We start from the raw sequence: 21,030 nt of genomic DNA, 5'->3' as shown, positions 1-21,030 counted from the left end.
GTCAGGGCAGGATCGAGTCGACGTACCCGCCGTCGACGCGCAGCGCCCCGCCGGTGGTCGCCGACGCGGCGTCGGAGGCCAGGTAGGTGCACAGGTGGGCGATCTCGTCGGGTTCGATGAGCCGCTGGATCAGCGACTGGGGGCGGTGCCGACGCATGAACTCCCGCTGCGCCTCCTCCCACGGCAGCTCGTCGCCGACCAGCTCGGCGACGAAGTCCTCGACCCCGGCGGTGTGCGTGGGGCCGGCCAGCACCGCGTTGACGGTCACGCCGGTGCCGGCGGCGGCCTTGGCGTACCCGCGGGACACCGCGAGCAGCGCCGTCTTGGTCATCCCGTAGTGCACCATCTCCTCGGGGATGACCACCGCGGAGTCGCTGCAGATGAACTGCACCCGCCCCCAGCCCTGCTCGACCATCCGCGGCAGGTAGGCGCGGGTCAGGCGGACACCCGAGAGCACGTTGACCTCGAAGTAGCGACGCCACTCGTCGTCGTCGATCTCGAGCACCGGCCGGGCGCCGAAGATGCCGAGGTTGTTGACCAGCACGTCGACGTCGGGCGCCGCCGCGACGAGCACCTGCGCCCCGGCGTCGGTGGCCACGTCGGCCGCCACCGGCAGCACGTCGGCACCCGGGACGGCCTCGCGGACGGCGTCCGCGGCCCGCGCACACGTCTCGTCGCTGCGCCCGTTGACGACGACGCGCGCCCCGGCCCGGGCCAGCCCGGTGGCGATGGCCAGCCCGATGCCCTGGGTCGAGCCGGTGACGACGGCGGTCCTGCCGCGCAGGGAGATGTCCATGGCTCCAGCAAAGCAGGCCCGTCCCGGGGGTCCGGCCGCTACCGTCGGACCCGTCATGACCCAGCGCACGCACCACGACCCCGACGGCGAGCAGGACGGGGTCCGCGCCCCGTCGGTCGTCTGGTGGGGGCACTCCTCGATGACGCTGGACCTCGGGTCGGCGCGGGTCGCGACCGACCCGCTGCTCAGCGGCCAGCTCTTCCACCTCCGCCGGGCGACGCCGCCCCCGCCGCCGGACGCCGCGGTCGCCGACGTCGTGCTGGTCTCGCACCTGCACCACGACCACCTGCACCTGCCCTCGCTCGACCGCTTCGCCCCCGACGTGCCGGTCGTGGTGCCCCGCGGGTCGCCGCGCGCCGTGCGCGGCCTCGACCGACGCCCGCTCGTGGAGGTCGCGCCGGGTGACCGGGTCGACGTCGCCGGCGTCGCCATCGAGGTCCTCCCGGCCCACCACAGCGGCCGGCGGAGCGTGGTCGGGCGCGGCGGCGACGTGCCGGCGATCGGCTTCCGGGTCAGCGACGGGACGACGTCCTGCTGGTACCCGGGCGACACCGGCATGCGCCCCGACTTCGCCGACGTCGGGCCGGTCGACCTCGCCGCGGTGCCGATCGGCGGCTGGGGGCCCTCGCTCGGCGACGAGCACCTCGACCCCGAGGAGGCGGTGACCGCCGTGACCCAGGTCGGTGCGCGCTGGGCGCTGGCCGTGCACTACGGCACCTTCTGGCCGCTGTGGCTGCGCCGCTTGCAGCCGGGGACCCACCGCCGGCTGTTCGTCAGCCCGCCCCAGCGGTTCCGTCAGGCGCTGGCGGCGGCGGCGCCCGCGGTGCTGCCGCTGACCCCGGCGTTCGGCGAGCGGGTCGTGCTCACACCGGGGGCGCGGGGGTGACGATGCCGGCCTCGGCGTCGGCGGCCTCGATCTCCTCGCGCGAGATGCCGAGCAGGTAGAGGATCGGGTCGAGGAACGGCACGTTGACGGCGGTGTCGGCCGCCTCCTGGACCACCGGCCGGGCATTGTAGGCGATGCCCAGCCCGGCGGCGTTGAGCATGTCGAGGTCGTTGGCGCCGTCGCCGACCGCGATGGTGGCCGCGATGGGGACGCCGACCCGCTCGGCGAACTCGCGCAGCGCCCGGGCCTTGCCGGCCCGGTCGACCACCTCGCCGACGATCTCGCCGGTGATCCGGCCGTCGACGATCTCGAGCTCGTTGGCGCGGGAGAAGTGGATGCCGAGGTCGGTGGCGAGACGGTCGGTGATCTGGCTGAAGCCGCCACTGACGATCGCGAACCGGTAGCCCAGGCGGCGCAGGGTGCGGACCATGGTGCGGGCACCGGGGGTGACCACGATGGCGTCGTACACCTCGTCGAGCGTGGCGGCGTCGAGCCCGGCGAGCAGCCTGACCCGTCGGCGCAGCGACTCCTCGAAGTCGAGCTCGCCGCGCATGGCCGCCTCGGTCACCCGGGCCACCTCGGCCTCGTGGCCGGCGTGCGCGGCGAGCATCTCGATCACCTCGCCCTGGATCAGCGTGCTGTCGACGTCCATCACGATCAGGCGGGAGCCGCGACGCAGCAGGTTGGCCGGCTGCACGGCCACGTCGACGCCCTGGGCCGCGGCCTCGGCGGCGAGCAGGCTGCGCAGCATGTCGGGGTCGGCACCCGAGACGTGCAGGTCGATCGCGGTGACCGGGTAGCGGGCCATCCGCTCGATCCGGTCGATGTTGCCGCCGGTGTCGGCGATCCGGCCGGCGATGGCGGCCATGTGCGAGGCCCGGAGCGGCCTGCCGATCACGGTGACGTGGGCCCGGCCGGCCGCGCGGGTGCGGTTGTCGCCGGAGCCGCGCTCGATCTCGACGTGCATGTCGAGCCCGGCCGCGGTGCGCTCGACGGCGGCGCTCAGCTTGCGCCAGTCCCGGGGGGCCGTGACCAGGACGCCGAGGATCAGCCGGCGCCGCAGGATGATCTGCTCGACGTCGACCACCTCGACCCCGGCCGAGGTCAGGGCCGCGAAGACCGAGGACGTGACGCCGGGCCGGTCCTTGCCGGTGAGGGTCACCAGGAGGGTGTCGGGCGTCGTGCTCACCGCGGTCACGCTAGCGGTCCGCACCGCGTTGTCGGTGGCGGCGTCCATGCTGTCCCGCATGGAACCCTCGATCGCCGCTCGCGTGCTCCGGCGCTACGCCGCCGCGCTCGACGCCCGCGACTGGTCCGGCCTGGCCGGCCTGCTCGCACCGCGCTTCACCGCCCGCCTCGTGCACACCGGCGAGACCTTCGACGCCGCCGCCTACGTCGCCTTCAACCGCGACTACCCCGGGGCGTGGCAGGTGCGGCTCGACGACCTCGTCGGCCGCGGCGCCCGGGCGGCCGGTCGCGCGTTCGTCACCGACGGCACCGCCGGGTTCCACGTCGCCCTCTTCGCCACCGTCGAGGGCGAGCAGCTCACCGAGCTCGTCGAGCTCTGGACCGACGACGAGCAACCCGTCCCCGACAGGAGCAGCCGATGACCGAGACCCACACCCACCACGCGATCGACTACGTCGAGATCACCGTCAGCGACGTGGCCCGCGCACGGGCGTTCTACGCCGCCGCGTTCGGCTGGACCTTCACCGACTACGGCCCCGACTACGCCGGCATCCGCGCCCCCGACGGTGACGGCGAGGTCGGCGGGCTGGCCGCGGGCACCGTCGAGCGCCCGGGCGGGGTGCACGTGCTCCTCTACTCCGACGACCTCGACGCCACCGTCGCCGCGGTCGAGGCCGCCGGCGGCGAGGTCGTCGAGCCGCCCTACGCGTTCCCCGGCGGTCGCCGGTTCTTCTTCGCCGACCCCGACGGCAACCGGCTCGGCGCGTGGACCCCGGCTGCCGGCTGAGGCCCTACCCGGGCGGCCACACCTCGGGTGACGTGGCGGCGACCAGCGCCCGACGTCCGGCCCGGGCCAGGGGGGCCAGCGCGTCGCGACGGCGTCCGATCTCCGCCGCCGTCAGGGCACCCCCGTCGTCCTCCAGGGCGAGCTCGGCGATGCCCAGCGCCTGGAGCCCGCGGGAGGCGAGGTCGACGCACCGGGGCGGGACGCCCGGGGGCGCCGGCACCGCCGGTCGGTGACGCAGGTTGAGCAGCTGGTCGGCGACCTCGGGGCGCCACCGGGCCACGTCGAGCGCGGCCAGCCGCTCGGCGGCCTCGATGAGCACCGTGCGCAGCTCCCGGTCGGCCTCGCCCACGTCGGGCAGCGACCGGCGGCGAGCCGGGAGGAGCGTCCACTCCACCGTGGGTCCCACCCGGTTCGGCACCAGACCGGTCTCGGCGCCGAGCACGACCACGGCCTCGCCGGCCTCCAGTGCGGCGACGTTCAGCTCCGCCGGACCCCCGAGGCCGACCAGGTCGCCCTCGGCCGGGAACGCCGCACCGAACGCCGTCGCGCCGGCCGCGCGCAGCGAGGCCAGCGTGGTCACCAGGCCGCCGACCGGTCCGAGGACGACGTGGGTCACGTCGCCGTCGAGCACGCCGTCGAGGAGGTCGTCGGGTCCCACGTGCCCGCGCAGCCACGCCGTCGCCCACCACGCCAGGCGGCCCGAGACGGGGAGCGGGCTGGGGTTCTGCGACGGCACGCCCCGACGGTAGCCGCCGGCGACCAGCACATAGGGTGACGGCCATGGCTGCCGTCCTCGAGCTCGCCGACGTCACGGTGCGACGGGGCTCCACGGTGCTCCTCGACCGCGTCACCTGGGTGGTCCGCGACAGCGAGCGCTGGGTGGTCCTCGGGCCCAACGGGGCCGGCAAGACGACGCTGCTGCAGATCGCCTCGGCGCAGATGCACCCGACCTCCGGCGTGGCCGCCGTGCTCGGCGAGCTGCTCGGCACCGTCGACGTCTTCGAGCTGCGGCCCCGGATCGGCCTGACCAGCGCCGCGCTGGCCGAGAAGCTCCCGCGCCAGGAGCTGGTGCGCGACGTCGTGATCTCCGCGGCCTACGGCGTCCTGGGCCGCTGGCGCGAGGCCTACGACGACCTCGACCACGAGCGGGCCACGGCGCTGCTGCGCGAGATCGGGGTGGCCCACCTCGCCGAGCGCACCTTCGGCACCCTCAGCGAGGGCGAGCGCAAGCGCGTGCAGGTGGCGCGCGCCCTGATGACCGACCCCGAGCTGCTGCTGCTCGACGAGCCGGCCGCCGGCCTCGACCTCGGGGGCCGCGAGGACCTGGTCTCGACGCTGTCGACGCTGGCCTACGACCCCGACGCACCGGCCACGGTGCTCGTCTCCCACCACGTCGAGGAGATCCCGCCGGGGTTCACCCACGCCCTGCTGCTGCGCCAGGGTGCGGTGGTGGCCGAGGGCCCGGTCGAGGAGGTGCTCACCGCCCAGGCGCTCTCGGCGACGTTCGGGATGCCGCTGGTGCTCCAGCACGCCGACGGGCGCTGGGCGGCGCGGCGCGACGTACGGCACCGCTGATGCGCTCCGTCTAGGCTGCGCCCATGGAATGGCTCGGCGACCACCTCTGGAGCATCTGGCTCGCGGTCGCCGTGGTGCTCGGCGTGGCCGAGCTGATGAGCCTCGACCTGGTGCTGGCCATGCTGGCCGTGGGCGCGCTGGCCGGCGGCGTCACGGCCCTGGCCGGGGCACCCCTCGTGGTCCAGGGGCTGGTGGCCGGCGGTGCCGCCGTCGCGATGCTGGCGCTGGTGCGCCCGGCGGTGGTGGGCCGGCTGCACAGCGGACCCGAGCTGCGGCTGGGCCACGGCAAGCTCGTCGGACGCCGCGGCGTGGTCACGGCGACGATGAGCGGCACCGAGATCGGCCGGGTGCGCATCGACGGCGACGTCTGGTCGGCCGCGCCGTACGACGACAGCCTGACCATCGCCGAGGGGGCGACGGTCGAGGTGTTCGAGATCCGGGGGGCCACGGCCTACGTGCACCCCGTCCCTGCCATCGACAGCGGAGAGTGAAGACACGTGGAGATCCTGCTCGGAGTCCTGGGCCTGGTGCTGCTGTTCGTGGTGGTCCTGCTGGCCAAGACCATCCGGATCGTGCCGCAGGCGCGGGCCGGCATCGTGGAGCGCTTCGGCAAGTACAAGACGACGCTCAACGCCGGCCTCAACACGGTGGTGCCGTTCGTCGACAAGGTGCGCTACCAGATCGACCTGCGCGAGCAGGTCGTCAGCTTCCCGCCGCAGCCGGTGATCACCGAGGACAACCTGGTGGTCTCGATCGACACCGTCATCTACTTCCAGGTCACCGACCCGGTCGCGGCGACGTACGAGATCGCCAACTACATCCAGGCCATCGAGCAGCTCACGATGACCACGCTGCGCAACATCGTCGGCGGCATGGACCTCGAGGAGACGCTCACCAGCCGCGACCAGATCAACACCGGCCTGCGCGGCGTCCTCGACGAGGCCACCGGCAAGTGGGGCATCCGGGTCAACCGGGTCGAGCTGAAGGGCATCGACCCGCCGCCGTCGATCAAGGACTCGATGGAGAAGCAGATGCGGGCCGACCGGGACAAGCGGGCCCAGATCCTCACCGCCGAGGGCGGGCGGCAGTCAGCGATCCTGATGGCCGAGGGCCAGAAGCAGTCGGCCATCCTCACCGCCGAGGGCGAGCGCGAGTCGCAGATCTGCGGGCCCAGGCCGAGCGCGAGGCGTCCATCCTGCGCGCCCAGGGTGAGGGGCAGGCGATCCAGACGGTCTTCCAGGCGATCCACGACGGCCGGCCCGACCAGTCGCTGCTGGCCTACCAGTACCTCCAGATGATGCCCAAGATCGCCGAGGGCGACGCCAACAAGGTCTGGATCGTGCCCAGCGAGATCGGCAAGGCGCTCGAGGGTCTCGGGTCGACGATGAACCAGCTCACCGGCATCCCGACCGAGACCGAGGGCCCGCGCACCCGGGTCGACATGGGTCCCGCGCCGGAGGAGAAGCCGGCCGCGGTGGGGGCGGCCGACGACGCCGTCAGGCAGGCGATCGCGGCGGCCGAGAGCGCCGCTCGCACCGCCCCCGGCGACCGCACCCAGCACGCCGAGCTCGCGACCGACCCGGCGATCGACCCCACCAACGTGCCGCCGCCCCCGCCCGCCGAGTGAGCCTGCTCGAGTCCGTCCTGGTCGCTCTCGCCGGTCTGGCCGCCGGCACCATCAACACCGTCGTCGGGTCGGGCACGCTCATCACCTTCCCGACGCTGCTGGCGTTCGGCGTCCCGCCGGTGACGGCCAACGTGTCCAACAACATCGGCCTGGTGCCGGGGTCGGTGGCCGGCGCGATCGGCTACCGCGACGAGCTCGCGGGCCAGCGCGACCGGGTGCTGCGCCTGCTCAGCGCGTCGCTGGTCGGCGGCGCGACCGGCGCGGTGCTGCTGCTCGTGCTGCCCGACGGGGCCTTCGCCGCGGTCGTGCCGGTGCTGATCCTGCTCGGCGTGGTGCTGGTGGTCGTCCAGCCCCGGCTGTCGGCCTGGGTACGCCGCCGCGCCGAGGAGCGGGGCGGCGAGCGCGCCGACGGCGCCTGGTGGGTGTGGCCGGCCGTGCTCCTGACCGGCGTGTACGGCGGCTACTTCGGCGCAGCCCAGGGCGTCCTGCTGATGGGCGTGCTCGGGATCGGCGTCGCCCAGTCGCTGCAGCGCAGCAACGCCGTCAAGAACGTGCTTGCGGCCGGGGTCAACGGCATCGCCGGCGCGATCTTCGTCGTCGTGGCCGACGTCGACTGGCGGGTCGTCGCCCTGATCGGGGCCGGCAGCGTGGTCGGCGGCCTGATCGGCGCCCGCATCGGCAAGCGGCTCCCGCCGCTGGTGCTGCGCGTCACCATCGTCGTCGTCGGCCTCACGGCCTTCGTGGCGATCCTTGCTTCCTGAGCGACGGCGATCCGCCGACGAGGTCAGGCCGCGTCGAGCGCGATCTTCCGCTTGACCCGGAGGCCGAGGAGGCCCTGCAGCGCGGCCCCGGCCGCCACGCCGACCAGGGTCAGACCGATCTTCTTGTCCATCGACTCGTCCTGCACGGCGGCGTAGGCGGTCGCGGCGTCGGCGCCGTCGACGGCGACCCCGATCAGCACCAGGGACCGGCGCGCGGGGCCCGAGGACAGCAGCGTGGCGGTGCCCAGGGCGATCTCGCGGGTGCCGAACCAGCGGGTCAGCAGCGGGTGGCTGGACGGCGCGCCGAGCGCGTTGGCGGCCACGTCGGGGCGGGCGAGGGAGACGACGCCGACGGCGATGCGGCCGAGGGAGAGACCGGTCACGGGATTCATGCCCGCAACCTAGCGGGCCGAGTGCCGGACACGGGCCCCATAGTCCGGTGTGCGGAAGTCGCCGTTGCCGGTGCCCGGACGCTGCCAGGTGTCGAGCACGAAGACACCGTCGCCGACTTCTCCCTGGACCTCGACCCCGGCCCGGACCCATCGTGGCGCACCGAGGCAGCGCCGGGGCATGGTGACGACGACGCGGTTGCCCCGGCGCTCGGACCGTGCCTCGATGCCCGTGCAGGTCCGTCCCGAGGCGCCGCCGAGGAAGGACTCGTACCCGCACTCGTCGGTGTGTGCGTCGCCCCAGCTGGTCGCGCTCCAGAGCGAAGCCACGACGCGGCCTCCTGGACGCCGGTCGACCTGGATCGTGGAGGCTCGCCGCTCCGTGAGCACCGGGATCGCCAGCATCACGTCGTGGACCCGGCGCAGCCGGGCGATGTCGACGACGAACCGGATCTCGCCGTCGGCGTGGCGCACGCCGAGCCGACGCACGTCACCGACGGTGCCCCGGGTCTCGACCAGGCTGCCGCAGGGCACGGGCTCGGGGTCGAACCTCAGGTTCCGGACGTCGCCCGTCGGATCGGGTCCCGACCACGCGTCGGCGTACGACGGGGCGGCCACGAGCAGCGGGGCGAGCAGCAGGGCGAGGGTCGGCAGGACGACGCGACGGATCACGGGCACAGTCTGGCGGGGCGTCCAGGGGCGCGCAGCGGAACGCCGTCAGTAGCGTGAGTGCCATGGAGCTCTACGACGTCATGCGGACGACCCCGGCCACCCGGGAGTTCACCGACGACCCGGTCGACGACGAGACGCTGCGCCGGATGCTCGAGCACGCCCGGTTCGCGCCGAGCGGGGGCAACCGGCAGGGCGCCCACGTCGTCGTGGTCCGCGAGCGGGAGACCCGCGAGCGCCTCGTGGCGCTCTACCCGAGCGCGGTGCGCCGCTACGTCGCCCAGGCGACGGCGGGGGAGAGCCCGTGGAACAGCGTCCACCCGCCCGGTCCGTCGCCCGAGGAGATCGCGGCCACCGAAGTGCCCGGACGGTTCACCGACCCGGTGCTGCACGCCCCGGTCGTGCTGGTCTTCTTCGTCGACCTCGCGGTCGTCGCCTCGATGGACCAGGACCTCGACCGGGTCGGGGTCATCAGCGGTGGCTCGGTCTACCCGCTGGTCTGGAACGTGCTGCTCGCCGCCCGCAACGAGGGCCTCGGCGGCACGATCACCACGATGGCGGCGGTCGAGGAGCCGGCCGTCAAGGAGCTCTTCGGGATGCCCGAGACGTTCGCGGTGGCGGCCGTCGTCCCGCTGGGCCGGCCGGTCAAGGTGCTCACCCGGCTCAAGCGGCAGCCGATCGACGAGTTCGTCACCCGCGAGCGCTACGACGGGCCGCCCCTCTGAGCATCGGGACGCTCGTCGCCTGGGCCGGCGCCCAGGTCGGGTCGGCGGTCGTCGCCGAGCGCGCGCTGACCGCTGCCCTCGTCACCGCACCCGACGAGTTCGACCGGCTCGAGCAGCGCCTGGTCGCCGCCCTCGCCGCGACCTGACCGGGCGGGCAGCGCTCACCGCTCGACGTACGACGACACCCATCGGTCGAGCTCGTCGTAGACGACCTTGCGGACGTGGGGGAGCGAGAGCACCACGTCGTGGCGCGCCCCGTCGACGGCGACGTAGGTGACGTGCGGCCCGACCGAGGCGGCCCAGTGCCTGATCTGCGGCACGTCGAGGACGACGTCGTGGGTGTGCACGTCGTCGTCGAGCTCGGGCGGGCGCACGGTCGCGGCGGAGGAGAGGATCAGCGCCGGCGCCAGGACCGACAGCCCGGCGTGCAGCTCGGCGTGGCCGCGTCGGATCGCCCGCAGCCACCCGAGCCGCACCGGGAACGACTCGACGGGCTTCCACCTGAGGTCGAAGTCCCACTCGCCCGCGTGGTCGCGGTGCAGGCTGCGCGCGTAGACGCCCGTGACCTCGCGGGAGATCTCGCGCAGCGGCTGGCGCTGCCCCACCCGGTCGAGGAGCCGGCCGGCGGTGGCCGTGCGCAGCCACGGCGCCCCCTGCAGGTCGAACCACGGCGAGTTGAGCACCAGCGCCGCGAGCCCGTCGGGCTGCCGGTGGTGGGCCCACAACGAGGTGGTGAGGCCGCCGGTCGAGTGCCCCGACAGCACGACCGACGCCGGGTCGCCGTGGCCGTCGCGCTCGGTGATCCGCCACCAGGCGAGGTCGAGCTCGGTGAAGTAGTCGTGCAGGTCGGCGACGTACGTCGGGGTCTGGTGCGGGCGGATCGACCGGCCGTACTTGCGCAGGTCGAGGGCGTAGAAGTCGTAGCCGCGCGCCAGCCACCACTCGGCGTAGTCGGTGTGGAAGAAGTAGTCGGCGAACCCGTGCACGTGCAGCACCGCCCGGCCGTTCGGCTGCTCCGCCCGGCGGGAGACGAGGGTCGCGACCACCGCGCCCTCCTCGTCGGGCGGCAGGCCGATGGTCTCGGACAGCCACGGCTCGCCGAGGACGTCGACGGTCTGGTCGGGCCTCACGCGAGCCGATGATGCCAGCAGGGCGGTGAGGTCCGCTGGCGCGTTGCGCGACGTGTGATCCCCGGCACGACTACGGTTCCGGGGTGACCTGGCTCCCGCGCTCGCTCGGCGACGCGGTCGACGCCTGGCGCTCGGGCACCCGCCACGGCCAGCAGCTGGTCCTCGCCGGGCTCGTGGTGGCGGTGCTGCTGTCCATGGTGGTCTCGCTGGCCGACTACGACCTGTTCCCGATGGCGGGGTTCTTCGTCTGGCTGCTGCTCGGGCTGCTGCTGCTGAGGTTCCGCGAGCTGCTGGTCCTGGCCGCCCTCGTCACCCTCGCCGGAGCCGCGGTCCGCGTCGGGCAGGGCGACGTCGCCGGTGGGCGGGTCTCGGGCGTCGTGCTGCTGGTGGTGGCGTCACTGCTGATCCTCTACACGTCCAGCCGGCAGCGCAGCGGGCTGCCGGGACCGCTCAGCTCGGCCCTGCTCGCCGACCTGCGCGACCGGCTCAACGCGCTGGGTCGGGTGCCCCCGCTGCCGGCCCCGTGGACGTGCGAGACGGCGATGCTGGCGGCGCACGGCGTCGGCTACGCCGGCGACTTCATGGTCACCGACCTCGACACCGAGACCGGCCGCCTCGACCTGGTGCTCGTCGACGTGGTCGGCAAGGGCGTCAAGGCCGCGCCGTCGGCGCTGCTGCTCGCCGGCGCGCTCGGCGGCATGGTCGGCGCGCTGCGCGGCCCCGCGCTCTTCGAGGCCGCCAACGACTTCCTGCTGCGCCAGGACGAGCGGTACGCCGAGGAGACCTTCGCCACCGCCGTCCACGTCAGCGTCGACCTGCTCGACGGCGCCTACACGATCCTCAGTGCCGGCCACCCGCCGGCGCTGCGGTTCGAGCCCGACGACGAGCGCTGGGTGCTCGACGGCGCCCGCGGGACCGCGCTCGGCGTGCTCGACCGCCCCGAGCTCGAGGCGAGCACCGGCGTCCTGCGCCCGGGACAGGCGCTGCTGTTCTACACCGACGGCGTCGTCGAGACCCCCGGCCAGGACATCGACGACGGCATCGCCTGGCTGCAGGAGACCGCCGCCACGGCGTACCGCGCGGGCGCGGCGGGCGCCGCCCGGCGCATCATCCGCCAGGTGCCGCGCGGTGACGACGACCGCGCCGTGCTGATCCTCAGCCGCGCCGGCTGACGCAGGTCGAGCCGGGTGAGCGCCAGCGAGCCCGAGTCGAGACCTGGTGCGGCAAGGCATCCTGCGGGGGTCTCGACTCGCGGAGACTTCGTCCCCGCGGCTCGACCACCGTGGCTCGGCGCCGAGCGACACGCGCGGCAGCGCGGCAGCGTGGCGCTCGCGCGGGGCGCCGCCGCTGCGAGCCCGATCGGCACCCACCTCGCGGCGGCGGCGACGCGGGCACGAGCGACACGCTCGCGCCATTCAGCTCAGTGCTGGTAGGTCCCGTGGAGGATCGCGCGGGCGGCGGTCTTGAAGGCGAGGTTGAACGACACCACGGCGGGCGAGGCGTCGCTGTCGACCCCGAGCCGCGGCTCGGTGACGGCGTGCACCACGAAGTAGTAGCGGTGCACCTGGTCGCCCTGCGGGGGAGCGGCGCCCATGAACCCGTGGCCGCCGCCGTCGTTGCGGCAGTGGAACGCCGAGCCGGGCAGGTCGGCACCCTCGGCGCCGGCGCCGGTGTCGAGCGAGGTCACGTCGGCAGGCAGGTCCACCAGCACCCAGTGCCAGAACCCGCTCGGGGTGGGCGCGTCGGGGTCGAAGCAGGTGACGGTGTAGCTCTGGGCGCCCTCGACGGGGTCCCACGACAGCTGCGGTGAGGTGTTGCCGCCGTCGGCGACCTGGTCGTCCCGGAGGGGCTGGCCGTCGGTGACGTCGTCGCTGGTCACGCGGAAGGACGGCGCGGCCGGCAGGAGGTCGTAGGGGTCCGGGGTCACGGGGCGCTCGAGAACCATGGACCGAACGTACGGGATGATCCCCCCGTGGACGACACCCCTCTGTACCCCACCGGGCTCCGGCTGGCCGACCGTCGGGTCGTGGTCGTGGGCGGCGGCCACGTCGCCCAGCGCCGGGTGCCGGCGCTGCTCGCGGCCGGGGCCCGGGTCACCGTGGTCTCGCCGTCGGTGACGCCGGCCATCGAGGGCCTGGTCGGTGCCGGCGAGGTGGTCTGGGAGCGCCGCGGCTTCGAGCCCGACGACCTCGACGACGCGTGGTACGTCGTCGCCGCGACCGACGACACCGAGGTCAACGAGGCTGTCTCGGCGGCGGCCGAGGAGCGGCGTACGTTCTGCAACCGCGCCGACGACGCCACCCGCGCGAGCGCCTGGACGCCGGCGGTCGGGCAGGCGGCCGGGGTCACGGTCGCGGTCCACGGCGGGCGCGACCCGCGCCGCTCGGTGGCGGTGCGCGACGAGATCCTCGAGGGCCTGCGCCAGGGGTCGATCAGCACCGCCCGCCACCGCGACCGCACACCGGGGGTCACGCTGGTCGGCGGGGGACCGGGCGACCCCCAGCTGATCTCCCTCGCGGGACGGCGCGCGTTGATGGAGGCCGACGTCGTCGTCGCCGACCGCCTCGCGCCCCGCGAGCTGCTCAGCGAGCTGCCGAGCAACGTCGAGCTGATCGACGTGGCCAAGCTCCCGCGCGGCCGGTCGGCCCAGCAGGAGGAGATCAACCGGATCATCGTCGACCGTGCGCTGGCCGGGCACCGCGTCGTCCGGTTCAAGGGCGGCGACAGCTTCGTGTTCGGGCGCGGCTACGAGGAGGTCATCGCCTGCCGCGAGGCCGGGGTCCCGGTCACCGTGGTCCCGGGGCTGACCAGCCCGATCGCCGTACCCGCCATCGCCGGCATCCCGGTCACCCACCGCGGGATCGCCCACGAGATGACGATCGTCTCGGGGCACCTGCCGCCGGGCCACGACGAGTCGCTGGTCGACTGGGCGGCGCTCGCCCGGCTCCGCGGCACGCTGCTGCTGATGATGGCCGTCGAGCACGGCCCGCAGATCGCGGCCGCGCTGGTGGCGGGTGGCCGCGCCGCGACCACGCCGGTGGCGGTGGTCTGCGACGGCACGATGCCGGCCGAGCGCACCGTGCTCAGCACCCTCGGCGGGCTCGCCCACGACCTCGAGGCCCAGGGCGTCAAGCCCCCGGCGATCATCGTCGTCGGCGAGGTGGTGGCCGTCGCCCACCCGGAGCGGTACGGCGTCGTGGATGGCTGAGGTCGTCGAGGTCACCGACCCCGCCGATCCCCGGCTCGCCGACTATCGCGACCTGCGCGACGTCCAGCTGCGCCGCCACCTCGAGGTCGACCACGGGCTGTTCCTCGCCGAGGGCGAGAAGGTCGTACGCCGCGCGCTCGCCGCCGGCTACCCGGCCCGGTCGTTCCTGATGGCACCCCGTTGGGTCGACGGGCTCGCCGACGTCCTCGCGACCACCGACGCGCCGTGCTTCGTGCTGGCCGAGGAGCTGGTCGAGCAGGTCACCGGCTTCCACGTCCACCGCGGCGCGCTGGCGTCGCTGGAGCGCCGGGCGCTGTCGTCGGTCACCGAGGTCCTCGACGGCGCTCGCACGGTGCTGGTGCTGGAGGACCTCGTCGACCACACCAACGTCGGCGCCGTCTTCCGCTCCGCCGCCGCGCTCGGGTTCGACGCCGTGCTGCTCGCCCCCCGGTGCGGCGACCCGCTCTACCGCCGTTCGGTCAAGGTCGCGATGGGGGCGGTCTTCTCGGTGCCGTGGACCCGGGTGCCCGACTGGCGCACCGCGCTGCCCGACCTCTCCGCCGCCGGCTTCACCACCGTCGCCCTCACGGTGGCGCCCGACGCCGTCCCCCTCGACGACGCCGTGCGCGGCCTCGACCGGGTCGCGCTCGTCCTCGGCTCCGAGGGCCACGGCCTCTCCCGCACCTGGCAGGACACCGCTGACCGCCGCGCCACGATCCCGATGGCCCGCGGCGCCGAGCACGGCATCGACTCCCTCAACGTCGCCGCCGCGGCGGCGGTCGCCTGCTGGGTCACCGCCCGCCGCGGCTGACGCCGGCGGCGACGGTGGCACCGACGGTGGTCGAGCCGGGCGAGGAACGAGCCCGAGTCGAGACCCGGTGAGGTGCGCGCGGACGGTGGGCACGGACCCTGCGGGGGTCTCGACCCGCGATGACGTCGTCGCCGCGGCTCGACCACGTCACGTCAGTCGTGCTCGACGCCGACGGGCCAGTCGGGCGGGAACTCGTCGGCGGCGGCCTCGTGGGTCTTCTGCAGCTTCTTGCGGGCCTTGGCCGAGACGCGGTCGCCGAAGACGGTGCCGACGGTGTGGTCGGTCTCGTGCTGCAGGCAGCGGGCGAGCAGGCCGGTGCCCTCGAACGAGACGGGCTCGCCGTCGAGCCCGAACCCGGTCACCGACGCGTGGTCCGGGCGCGCGCAGTCGACGAAGGCGCCGGGCAGCGACAGGCAGCCCTCGTCGGCCTCCTCGAGGCGGCGGTCCTTGCCCTCCGGCAGCGTCAGCACGGGGTTGCAGACCACCCCGACGGTGCGCACCTGGTCGTCGTCGGGGCAGTCGAAGACGAACATCGCGACGTCCTCGCCGACCTGGCAGGCGGCCAGCCCGACCCCGTCGGCGGCGTACATGGTGGCGACCATGTCGGCGGCGAGCGTCCGCAGGTCGTCGTCGTAGGAGGTGACGGGGGCCTGCGGGCGGTGCATCACCGGGGTGCCCCAGCGGGTGATCGGGCGGACCGTGCCGCCGGTCGGCAGCGGGCCGTGGGGAGCGCGGAGGTCGTCGTCGGACATGCGCCGAACAATAGAGATCGGGGATGTGACGCCACCAACCGAGGCCGTCCGTGGCCAAGTGTGTAACTCTCAGTTACATTTTCCGCATGCCCCTCATCCAGAGCCTCCGGCCGGGCGGCCGGCACGGCGTCCCGAGCTCGGAGTCGCGCGACCCGATCGGCTACCTCGTCGCCGGCCTCAACCGGCTCGCCCAGAGCGACCTCATCGACCGCGTCCGGCTCCGCAAGCCGGCCGAGCAGGTCGTCTTCTCCGCCACCCGCGACGGCTTCAAGGTGCTCACCGCGGCCAGTCGCACCTTTGCCCGCGCCGGCCGGACCGGTCAGCCCGGCGCCCGCCCGGCACCGGCCTCGACGCCACCGGGCGTCTTCGACCTGACGCCGACCGAGGACGAGCAGATGCTCGTCGACGTCGTCACCGAGTACGCCGAGGAGGTCGTGCGGCCCGCCGCCGTCGAGGCCGACGAGTCCTGCGAGGCGCCCGAGGCCGTGCTCAAGGCCAGCCTCGAGATCGGCCTGCCGATCCTCGGCGTGCCCGAGGCGCTCGGCGGCATCTCCGAGGAGCGCTCGGCGATGGCGGGCGTCCTGGTCGCCGAGGCCCTGGCGCAGGGCGACATGGGCCTGGCGGTCGCCACCTTGTCGGCCGGGTCGGTGGCCACCGCCCTCGGCCTGTGGGGCACCGACGCCCAGCAGCAGACCTACCTCCCGGCGTTCACCGGCGACGACGTGCCGGCCGCGGCCATCGCGCTCAACGAGCCCACCGTGCTCCTCGACGTGCTGTCCCCGTCGACCACGGCCCGCAGGACCGCCGACGGCTACGTGCTCGACGGCGTCAAGACCCTCGTGCCCCGCGGCGCGCAGGCCGAGCTGTTCGTGGTGGGCGCCGACCTCGACGGCCAGCCGGTGCTGTTCCTCGTCGAGTCCGGCACCCCCGGCCTCCAGGTCGAGGGCGACCCGTCGATGGGCGTCCGCGCCGCCGCGCTCACCCGGCTGACGCTCGACGGCGTCCAGGTGCCGCCCGACGCCGTCCTCGGCGCCACCGACGGCACGACGTACGTCGAGTGCGTGCGCCTCGCGCGCCTGGCCTGGTGCGCGCTGGCCGTCGGGACCGGGCAGGCCGTGCTCGACTACGTCACGCCGTACGTCAAGGACCGCGAGGCGTTCGGCGAGCCGATCGCCCACCGTCAGTCGGTGGCGTTCATGGTCGCCGACATCGCCATCGAGCTGCAGGCCATGCGCCTGCTCACCTACAAGGCCGCCGCCCGCGCGGCCGCCGGCAAGGACTTCTCGCGCGAGGTCGCGCTGGCCCGCAAGGCCTGCGCCGACAAGGGCATGCGGATCGGCCTCGACGGCGTCCAGCTGCTCGGCGGTCACGGCTACGTCAAGGAGCACCCGGTCGAGCGGTGGTACCGCGACCTGCGGGCCGTCGGTGTCATGGAAGGAACCCTGATCGTCTGATGGCCATCAACCTGGACAACCCCAAGAAGTTCCGCCCGCTGGTGGGCCAGGCCCACCAGGTCGCGATGAACATGCTGCGGCCCATCTCGCGCAAGTACGACCGCGCCGAGCACGAGTACCCCAAGGAGCTCGACATGCTCGCCGCGATGATCGACGGGCTCGCCGAGTCCGGCGCGTCGGAGGGTGCCGGCGCCGCCGGCGTGCGCCGGGACGACGCGTCCGCCGACACGACGGTCAAGAACGGCACCAACCTCGCCTCGGTGATGTCGATCGCCGAGATGTGCTGGGGAGACGTCGGGCTGCTGCTGTCGATGCCCCGGCAGGGTCTGGGCAACTCCGCGATCGCCTCGGTCGCCGACGCCGAGCAGCAGGAGCGGTTCGCCGGCGTGTGGGCCGGCATGGCGATCACCGAGCCCGGCACCGGCTCCGACTCCGCCAACATCAGGACCACCGCGGTCCTCGACGGCGACGAGTACGTGCTCAACGGCGAGAAGATCTACGTCACCTCCGGCGACCGCGCCGACCACATCGTGGTGTGGGCGACCCTCGACCGCGACCTCGGCCGGGCCGCGATCAAGTCGTTCGTGGTCGCCAAGGGCACCCCCGGCATGCGGGTCGACCGGCTCGAGCACAAGCTCGGCATCCGGGCCTCCGACACCGCCACGATCATCTTCGAGGACTGCCGGGTGCCGAAGGAGAACCTGCTCGGCTCGCCCGACGTCGACACGGGACCATCGGCTGGGCAGGGCTTCGCCGGGGCGATGGCGACCTTCGACAACACCCGGCCCCTCGTCGCCGCCATGGCCGTGGGCTGCTCCCGCGCTGCCCTCGACCTGACCCGCGACCTGCTCGCCGACGCCGGTGTCGTCGTCGACTACGACCGGCCGGCGCTGGTGCAGTCCGCGGCCGCGGCGAAGTTCCTGCAGATGGAGTCCGACTGGGAGGGCGCCTACCTGCTGATGCTCCAGGCGGCGTGGCTGGCCGACAACCGCCGCCCCAACTCGCTCGAGGCGTCCATGGCCAAGGCCAAGGCCGGCCGGGTCGGCTCCGACATCACGCTGTCGTGCGTCGAGCTCGCCGGCTCGATCGGCTACAGCGAGGCCGAGCTGCTCGAGAAGTGGGCGCGCGACTCCAAGATCCTCGACATCTTCGAGGGCACCCAGCAGATCCAGCAGCTGATCGTGGCGCGCCGGGTGCTGGGCCTCTCCAGCGCCGAGCTCAAGTGACGACACGCACCTGACGGCCCACGACGACGGCCCCGCCCTCCTTGGAGTGCGGGGCCGTCGTACGTCGTGGGTCAGGTGAGCGCGGCGCGGGCCTCCATCAGCGCGAACCCGAGCAGGTTGAGGCCGCGCCAGCGGCTCGGCGAGTCGATCCGCTCGTCGGCCGCGGCGAGCCCGACGCCCCAGATGCGGTCGACCGGGCTGGCCTCGACGAGCACCCGGCTCCGCGTCCCGACCAGGTACGCCGCCAGGTCGGCGTGGGCGCCGAACTTGGCCAGGCTGGCCCGCCGGACGACGTCGCTGCGGTGCTCGGCCCACACGGCCTCGTCGAACGACGCCACCCGGCGTCCGAGGTCCTTGGCCTGGGCCGGGCTGCGCGCCTCGAGGATTCTCCGGGCCGACAGGTCGTCGCCGAAGAGCCACGCCTTGTGCGCCATCATGAAGTGCTCGGCGCTGCGGTAGCGGTGGCCGTCGACCTCGAAGGCGGCCGGCCACCACTGGCTGAGGCAGGCCTGGTCGACCTGGCCCGGGCGGGCCGGACGGTGGCCCCAGAAGGCCAGCATCTTCAGGCGCGTCCCGGCGTCCTCGAGGCGGACGGCCTCCTCGACCGAGGTGGGCAGGGACACAGACATGCCCCGCACGCTAGGCGTACGGGGCATGACCTGCCATCGGTTAAGGCGTCAGGACGGGCTGGGCGGCCGGTCGCCGTCGGCGGCGTCGGACGTCGCGGGTGCCTCCGCGGCCTCGGCCGACGCGACGAGCTTCTGGCCCGCGATGGGCGCGATGTCGGCGGGGGTGATCTTGACCTCGGACGCGTCGGCGGAGGCGTCGATGTCGGTCACCGGCGCGGGGGACGCCTCGGGAGCCGGCGCCGCCTTCGTGGCCGGCGCGGTCTTCTTGGCGGGCGTGGTGCTCGCGACCGGGGCGCTCTTCTTGGCCGGCGCCGCCTTCGCAGCAGGCGCCTTCTTCTCGGGCTCGGCGGGCGCGGCCTTCTTGGCGGGCTCGGCGGGCTTAGCGGGCTCGGCGGGCGCGGCCTTCTTCACCGGTGCGGCGGGCGCGGCCTTCTTGACGGGCTCGGCGGGCTTGGCGGGCGTGGCGGGCGCGGCCTTCTTCACGGCGGCTTGGGCGGGCGCGGCCTTCTTCACGGGCGCAGCGGGCGCGGCCTTCTTCACGGGCGCAGCGGGCGCGGCCTTCTTCGCGGGCACCGCCGCCTTGTCGGCAGGGGCCGGCTTCTTCGGCGGCGCCGTGGTCGCGGCCGCGGGCGACTTCTTGGGGGGCGTGACCGGGCCCTTGGCCGGGGGCTTCTGGACCGGCGTCTCGCGCGCGGCGGGCTCGGGCGACGGAGCCGGGGTGGGCTTCACGTCGGTGGGCGCGGCGGCGGGCGTCTTGGAGCCGCCGCCGGGCAGGACCTTGGCGGCGGTGCCGACGACCTTGCCGGCCACGCGGAGCGGGAGGCGGACGACGGAGCTCACGGTGTTGAGGAGGGGCATGGCCCCACCCTCGCACCCCGCCTGGGCCCTCACCCCGTCCGCGCGGGTGATCGCGGCGTGCACCATGTCACACTGCGCCACGCTCAGGGGGCAGGGGAACCCTCAACGGGCCAGTGGGGCGAGGCGGGCGACGTCGTCGGGGCCCTCGAGGTCGGCCAGCGCGACGAAGACGGTGTCGACGCCCCGTTCGGCCAGCAGGCCGTAGCGGTCCCGCTGCTCGGCGGCGGTCCCGGCGTGCGTCCGAGCGGCGTACGACGACGCCACCGCGCGTCCGCGCAGTCGCTCGACCCGCGCCCAGGTGTCGTCCCTCGACGTCCCGATGGTCGGCAGGTCGAGCACGGTCACGGTTGACGTCGGGGCGGTGGCCGCGCAGGACGGCGAGGTGGTCGTCGAGGGCGGGCAGCGCCGACGGCACGTTGGCGGCGTCGCCGAGCGTGGCGGCGATCCGCAGCGTGCGGCGTCCGGACCCGCCGACGACGATCGGGACCGCCCCGACCGGACGCGGGTAGCAGGTGGTCTCGGGGAGGGTGACCCGCTGCCCCCCGTGCGCCCTGGTGCCGGCCGACCACAGGGCGCGCATGGTCTCGATCGCGGCCTCGAGGGCGTCGAGCCGCTCACGGGCGGGCGGGAAGTCGAGCCCGTACGCCGCGTGCTCGCGCTCCCACCAGCCGGCCCCGACCCCGACGAAGGCCCGGCCGCCCGTGAGCGCGCTCAGCGTCGCCGCCGCCTTGGCGGTGACGCCGGCGGGGCGGAACGTGACCGGGGTGACCAGGGTGCCGAGGTCGAGGCCGGTGTCGAGGCCGGCGAGGAGGCCGAGCGCGACCCAGGGCTCGGGGATCGGCGACCAGGCACGGTCGACCTGCGGGATCTGCACCAGGTGGTCCATCAGCGCGATGCCGGCGAGGCCGGCGTCGTCGGCGGCCAGGGCGACGTCGCGCAGCCAGGCGCGCGGGTCCGCGCCCCACGGGAAGCGGGAGAGCTGCAGCACCACCCGCAGGCCCTGCGAGCTGCGCCGCTCGGTCCGGTCGGTCCGTCCGGGAGGCCGGGTCGTGGGCTTGGCAGCCGGTGCGGGCCCGGCCTCGGGCACCCGACCCGAGCCCGGCACGGTGACGACGCGGTCCCACCCCTCCCCACCCAGCACCGGTACGACGGCCGCGTGCCGCCGCTGCTGCTGCGCGAGCACGGCGGCGGGGACGGGGCGGTCGCGGGCGGCGTTGCGGGCGCGGGCCTCGGCGGCCGGCGTGTCCACGACCACCGCCAGGCACGGCAGCCGGGCCGCCCGGCCGAGACCGAGCCAGCGCTGCCGGCGCTCCGCGTCGGTGCCGAGGGTGTCGACGACGGTCGTCAGCCCGCGCGAGAGGCGGGCGGCGACGATGCGCTCGAGCAGGTCGAAGGCATCAGCAGAGGCGTCGAGGTCGTGCGCGCCGCTGCCGGACCAACCCGCGCAGCGCGTCGGAGGACACGACCTCCTCGGCCCGGTGGTGCGACCGTGCCCAGTGCGTCTTGCCGGATCCGCTCGGCCCGACGAGGACGACCAGCGCCGGGTCGGGCAGGCCCGT

At 74.6% G+C, this 21,030-nt stretch carries 24 protein-coding genes and 1 pseudogene; 13 read left to right on the top strand and 12 right to left on the bottom strand.

Annotation, left to right across the window (positions count from 1 at the left end; all coding sequences use genetic code 11):
* Nucleotide 1: 1 nt before the first annotated feature.
* On the bottom strand, nucleotides 2-796 hold the full coding sequence (locus AC4MBH_RS14015) for an SDR family NAD(P)-dependent oxidoreductase (RefSeq protein ID WP_491795508.1): 795 nt from the start codon (nucleotides 794-796) through the stop codon (nucleotides 2-4).
* A 55-nt stretch (nucleotides 797-851) separates the two neighbouring features.
* Here AC4MBH_RS14015 and AC4MBH_RS14010 point away from each other — a divergent pair, with 55 nt between their 5' ends.
* The gene (locus AC4MBH_RS14010; protein ID WP_491795507.1) at nucleotides 852-1,682 is read left to right on the top strand and encodes an MBL fold metallo-hydrolase; all 831 of its coding nucleotides are present in this window, start codon (nucleotides 852-854) and stop codon (nucleotides 1,680-1,682) included.
* Here the strand turns inward: AC4MBH_RS14010 and serB are convergent.
* Nucleotides 1,660-2,919 (bottom strand): phosphoserine phosphatase SerB, encoded by a 1,260-nt coding sequence (serB, locus tag AC4MBH_RS14005; protein ID WP_491795684.1) that lies wholly within the window; start codon nucleotides 2,917-2,919, stop codon nucleotides 1,660-1,662. The genes AC4MBH_RS14010 and serB overlap by 23 nt on opposite strands.
* A gap of 10 nt (nucleotides 2,920-2,929) precedes the next feature.
* On the opposite strand from serB, the gene AC4MBH_RS14000 reads away from it, so the two are divergent.
* Nucleotides 2,930-3,292, top strand: coding sequence for a nuclear transport factor 2 family protein (locus AC4MBH_RS14000; protein WP_491795506.1), 363 nt, complete (start codon nucleotides 2,930-2,932; stop codon nucleotides 3,290-3,292).
* Complete coding sequence (locus AC4MBH_RS13995) at nucleotides 3,289-3,657, top strand: VOC family protein (RefSeq protein WP_491795505.1); 369 nt, start codon at nucleotides 3,289-3,291, stop codon at nucleotides 3,655-3,657. Before AC4MBH_RS14000 ends, AC4MBH_RS13995 begins: the two co-directional genes overlap by 4 nt.
* Before the next feature lie 4 nt (nucleotides 3,658-3,661).
* On the opposite strand, the gene AC4MBH_RS13990 is transcribed toward AC4MBH_RS13995, so the two are convergent.
* A complete protein-coding gene (locus tag AC4MBH_RS13990) occupies nucleotides 3,662-4,393 on the bottom strand; it encodes an Rv1486c family protein (protein WP_491795504.1) in 732 nt (243 codons plus the stop codon).
* 44 nt (nucleotides 4,394-4,437) lie between these two features.
* Between AC4MBH_RS13990 and AC4MBH_RS13985 the strand changes: the two genes are divergently transcribed.
* The 4 genes and pseudogenes from AC4MBH_RS13985 (at nucleotide 4,438) to AC4MBH_RS13970 (ending at nucleotide 7,620) form a co-directional block, all read left to right on the top strand.
* Nucleotides 4,438-5,232, top strand: coding sequence for an ABC transporter ATP-binding protein (locus AC4MBH_RS13985; RefSeq protein WP_491795503.1), 795 nt, complete (start codon nucleotides 4,438-4,440; stop codon nucleotides 5,230-5,232).
* 23 nt (nucleotides 5,233-5,255) lie between these two features.
* Complete coding sequence (locus tag AC4MBH_RS13980) at nucleotides 5,256-5,723, top strand: NfeD family protein (RefSeq protein ID WP_491795502.1); 468 nt, start codon at nucleotides 5,256-5,258, stop codon at nucleotides 5,721-5,723.
* 6 nt (nucleotides 5,724-5,729) lie between these two features.
* Nucleotides 5,730-6,859, top strand: a pseudogene (locus AC4MBH_RS13975) (SPFH domain-containing protein).
* Nucleotides 6,856-7,620: a sulfite exporter TauE/SafE family protein gene (locus tag AC4MBH_RS13970; protein WP_491795501.1), complete on the top strand. Its 765-nt coding sequence runs from the start codon at nucleotides 6,856-6,858 to the stop codon at nucleotides 7,618-7,620. Before AC4MBH_RS13975 ends, AC4MBH_RS13970 begins: the two are co-directional and overlap by 4 nt.
* A 23-nt stretch (nucleotides 7,621-7,643) precedes the next feature.
* Here the strand turns inward: AC4MBH_RS13970 and AC4MBH_RS13965 are convergent, their stop codons facing one another.
* Both AC4MBH_RS13965 and AC4MBH_RS13960 read right to left on the bottom strand, forming a co-directional pair.
* Nucleotides 7,644-8,012, bottom strand: coding sequence for a hypothetical protein (locus AC4MBH_RS13965; protein ID WP_491795500.1), 369 nt, complete (start codon nucleotides 8,010-8,012; stop codon nucleotides 7,644-7,646).
* 9 nt (nucleotides 8,013-8,021) lie between these two features.
* Complete coding sequence (locus AC4MBH_RS13960; protein WP_491795499.1) at nucleotides 8,022-8,681, bottom strand: hypothetical protein; 660 nt, start codon at nucleotides 8,679-8,681, stop codon at nucleotides 8,022-8,024.
* 62 nt (nucleotides 8,682-8,743) lie between these two features.
* On the opposite strand from AC4MBH_RS13960, the gene AC4MBH_RS13955 reads away from it, so the two are divergent.
* On the top strand, nucleotides 8,744-9,403 hold the full coding sequence (locus AC4MBH_RS13955; RefSeq protein ID WP_491795498.1) for a nitroreductase family protein: 660 nt from the start codon (nucleotides 8,744-8,746) through the stop codon (nucleotides 9,401-9,403).
* A gap of 161 nt (nucleotides 9,404-9,564) precedes the next feature.
* On the opposite strand, the gene AC4MBH_RS13950 is transcribed toward AC4MBH_RS13955, so the two are convergent.
* Nucleotides 9,565-10,533 (bottom strand): alpha/beta hydrolase, encoded by a 969-nt coding sequence (locus tag AC4MBH_RS13950; RefSeq protein ID WP_491795497.1) that lies wholly within the window; start codon nucleotides 10,531-10,533, stop codon nucleotides 9,565-9,567.
* An 83-nt stretch (nucleotides 10,534-10,616) separates the two neighbouring features.
* Between AC4MBH_RS13950 and AC4MBH_RS13945 the strand changes: the two genes are divergently transcribed.
* On the top strand, nucleotides 10,617-11,705 hold the full coding sequence (locus AC4MBH_RS13945; protein WP_491795496.1) for a PP2C family protein-serine/threonine phosphatase: 1,089 nt from the start codon (nucleotides 10,617-10,619) through the stop codon (nucleotides 11,703-11,705).
* Between the two features lie 248 nt (nucleotides 11,706-11,953).
* On the opposite strand, the gene AC4MBH_RS13940 is transcribed toward AC4MBH_RS13945, so the two are convergent.
* Nucleotides 11,954-12,478, bottom strand: a complete 525-nt coding sequence (locus tag AC4MBH_RS13940; RefSeq protein ID WP_491795495.1) for a YbhB/YbcL family Raf kinase inhibitor-like protein — start codon at nucleotides 12,476-12,478, stop codon at nucleotides 11,954-11,956.
* Between the two features lie 27 nt (nucleotides 12,479-12,505).
* Here AC4MBH_RS13940 and cobA point away from each other — a divergent pair, with 27 nt between their 5' ends.
* Together cobA and AC4MBH_RS13930 are read left to right on the top strand one after the other, a co-directional pair.
* Complete coding sequence (gene cobA / locus AC4MBH_RS13935) at nucleotides 12,506-13,741, top strand: uroporphyrinogen-III C-methyltransferase (protein WP_491795494.1); 1,236 nt, start codon at nucleotides 12,506-12,508, stop codon at nucleotides 13,739-13,741.
* Entirely contained in the window at nucleotides 13,734-14,552 is an 819-nt protein-coding gene (locus AC4MBH_RS13930) for a TrmH family RNA methyltransferase (protein ID WP_491795492.1), read from the top strand. Before cobA ends, AC4MBH_RS13930 begins: the two co-directional genes overlap by 8 nt.
* Before the next feature lie 152 nt (nucleotides 14,553-14,704).
* Here the strand turns inward: AC4MBH_RS13930 and def are convergent, their stop codons facing one another.
* Entirely contained in the window at nucleotides 14,705-15,304 is a 600-nt protein-coding gene (def, locus tag AC4MBH_RS13925) for a peptide deformylase (RefSeq protein ID WP_491795491.1), read from the bottom strand.
* An 86-nt stretch (nucleotides 15,305-15,390) separates the two neighbouring features.
* On the opposite strand from def, the gene AC4MBH_RS13920 reads away from it, so the two are divergent.
* Both AC4MBH_RS13920 and AC4MBH_RS13915 read left to right on the top strand, forming a co-directional pair.
* Nucleotides 15,391-16,758, top strand: coding sequence for an acyl-CoA dehydrogenase family protein (locus tag AC4MBH_RS13920; protein WP_491795490.1), 1,368 nt, complete (start codon nucleotides 15,391-15,393; stop codon nucleotides 16,756-16,758).
* Complete coding sequence (locus AC4MBH_RS13915) at nucleotides 16,758-17,984, top strand: acyl-CoA dehydrogenase family protein (protein ID WP_491795489.1); 1,227 nt, start codon at nucleotides 16,758-16,760, stop codon at nucleotides 17,982-17,984. Before AC4MBH_RS13920 ends, AC4MBH_RS13915 begins: the two co-directional genes overlap by 1 nt.
* Before the next feature lie 71 nt (nucleotides 17,985-18,055).
* On the opposite strand, the gene ybiA is transcribed toward AC4MBH_RS13915, so the two are convergent.
* The 4 genes from ybiA to AC4MBH_RS13895 form a co-directional block, all read right to left on the bottom strand.
* Nucleotides 18,056-18,613, bottom strand: coding sequence for a riboflavin biosynthesis intermediates N-glycosidase (gene ybiA / locus AC4MBH_RS13910; RefSeq protein WP_491795488.1), 558 nt, complete (start codon nucleotides 18,611-18,613; stop codon nucleotides 18,056-18,058).
* Between the two features lie 48 nt (nucleotides 18,614-18,661).
* A complete protein-coding gene (locus AC4MBH_RS13905; protein ID WP_491795487.1) occupies nucleotides 18,662-19,471 on the bottom strand; it encodes a hypothetical protein in 810 nt (269 codons plus the stop codon).
* A 67-nt stretch (nucleotides 19,472-19,538) separates the two neighbouring features.
* On the bottom strand, nucleotides 19,539-20,846 hold the full coding sequence (locus AC4MBH_RS13900) for an LLM class flavin-dependent oxidoreductase (protein ID WP_491795683.1): 1,308 nt from the start codon (nucleotides 20,844-20,846) through the stop codon (nucleotides 19,539-19,541).
* Between the two features lie 22 nt (nucleotides 20,847-20,868).
* Nucleotides 20,869-21,009: an AAA family ATPase gene (locus AC4MBH_RS13895; RefSeq protein WP_491795682.1), complete on the bottom strand. Its 141-nt coding sequence runs from the start codon at nucleotides 21,007-21,009 to the stop codon at nucleotides 20,869-20,871.
* Nucleotides 21,010-21,030: the final 21 nt, after the last annotated feature.

Source organism: Nocardioides sp. WJ219 (genome assembly GCF_058559815.1).
This window is presented reverse-complemented; position numbering and strand designations above follow the sequence as displayed.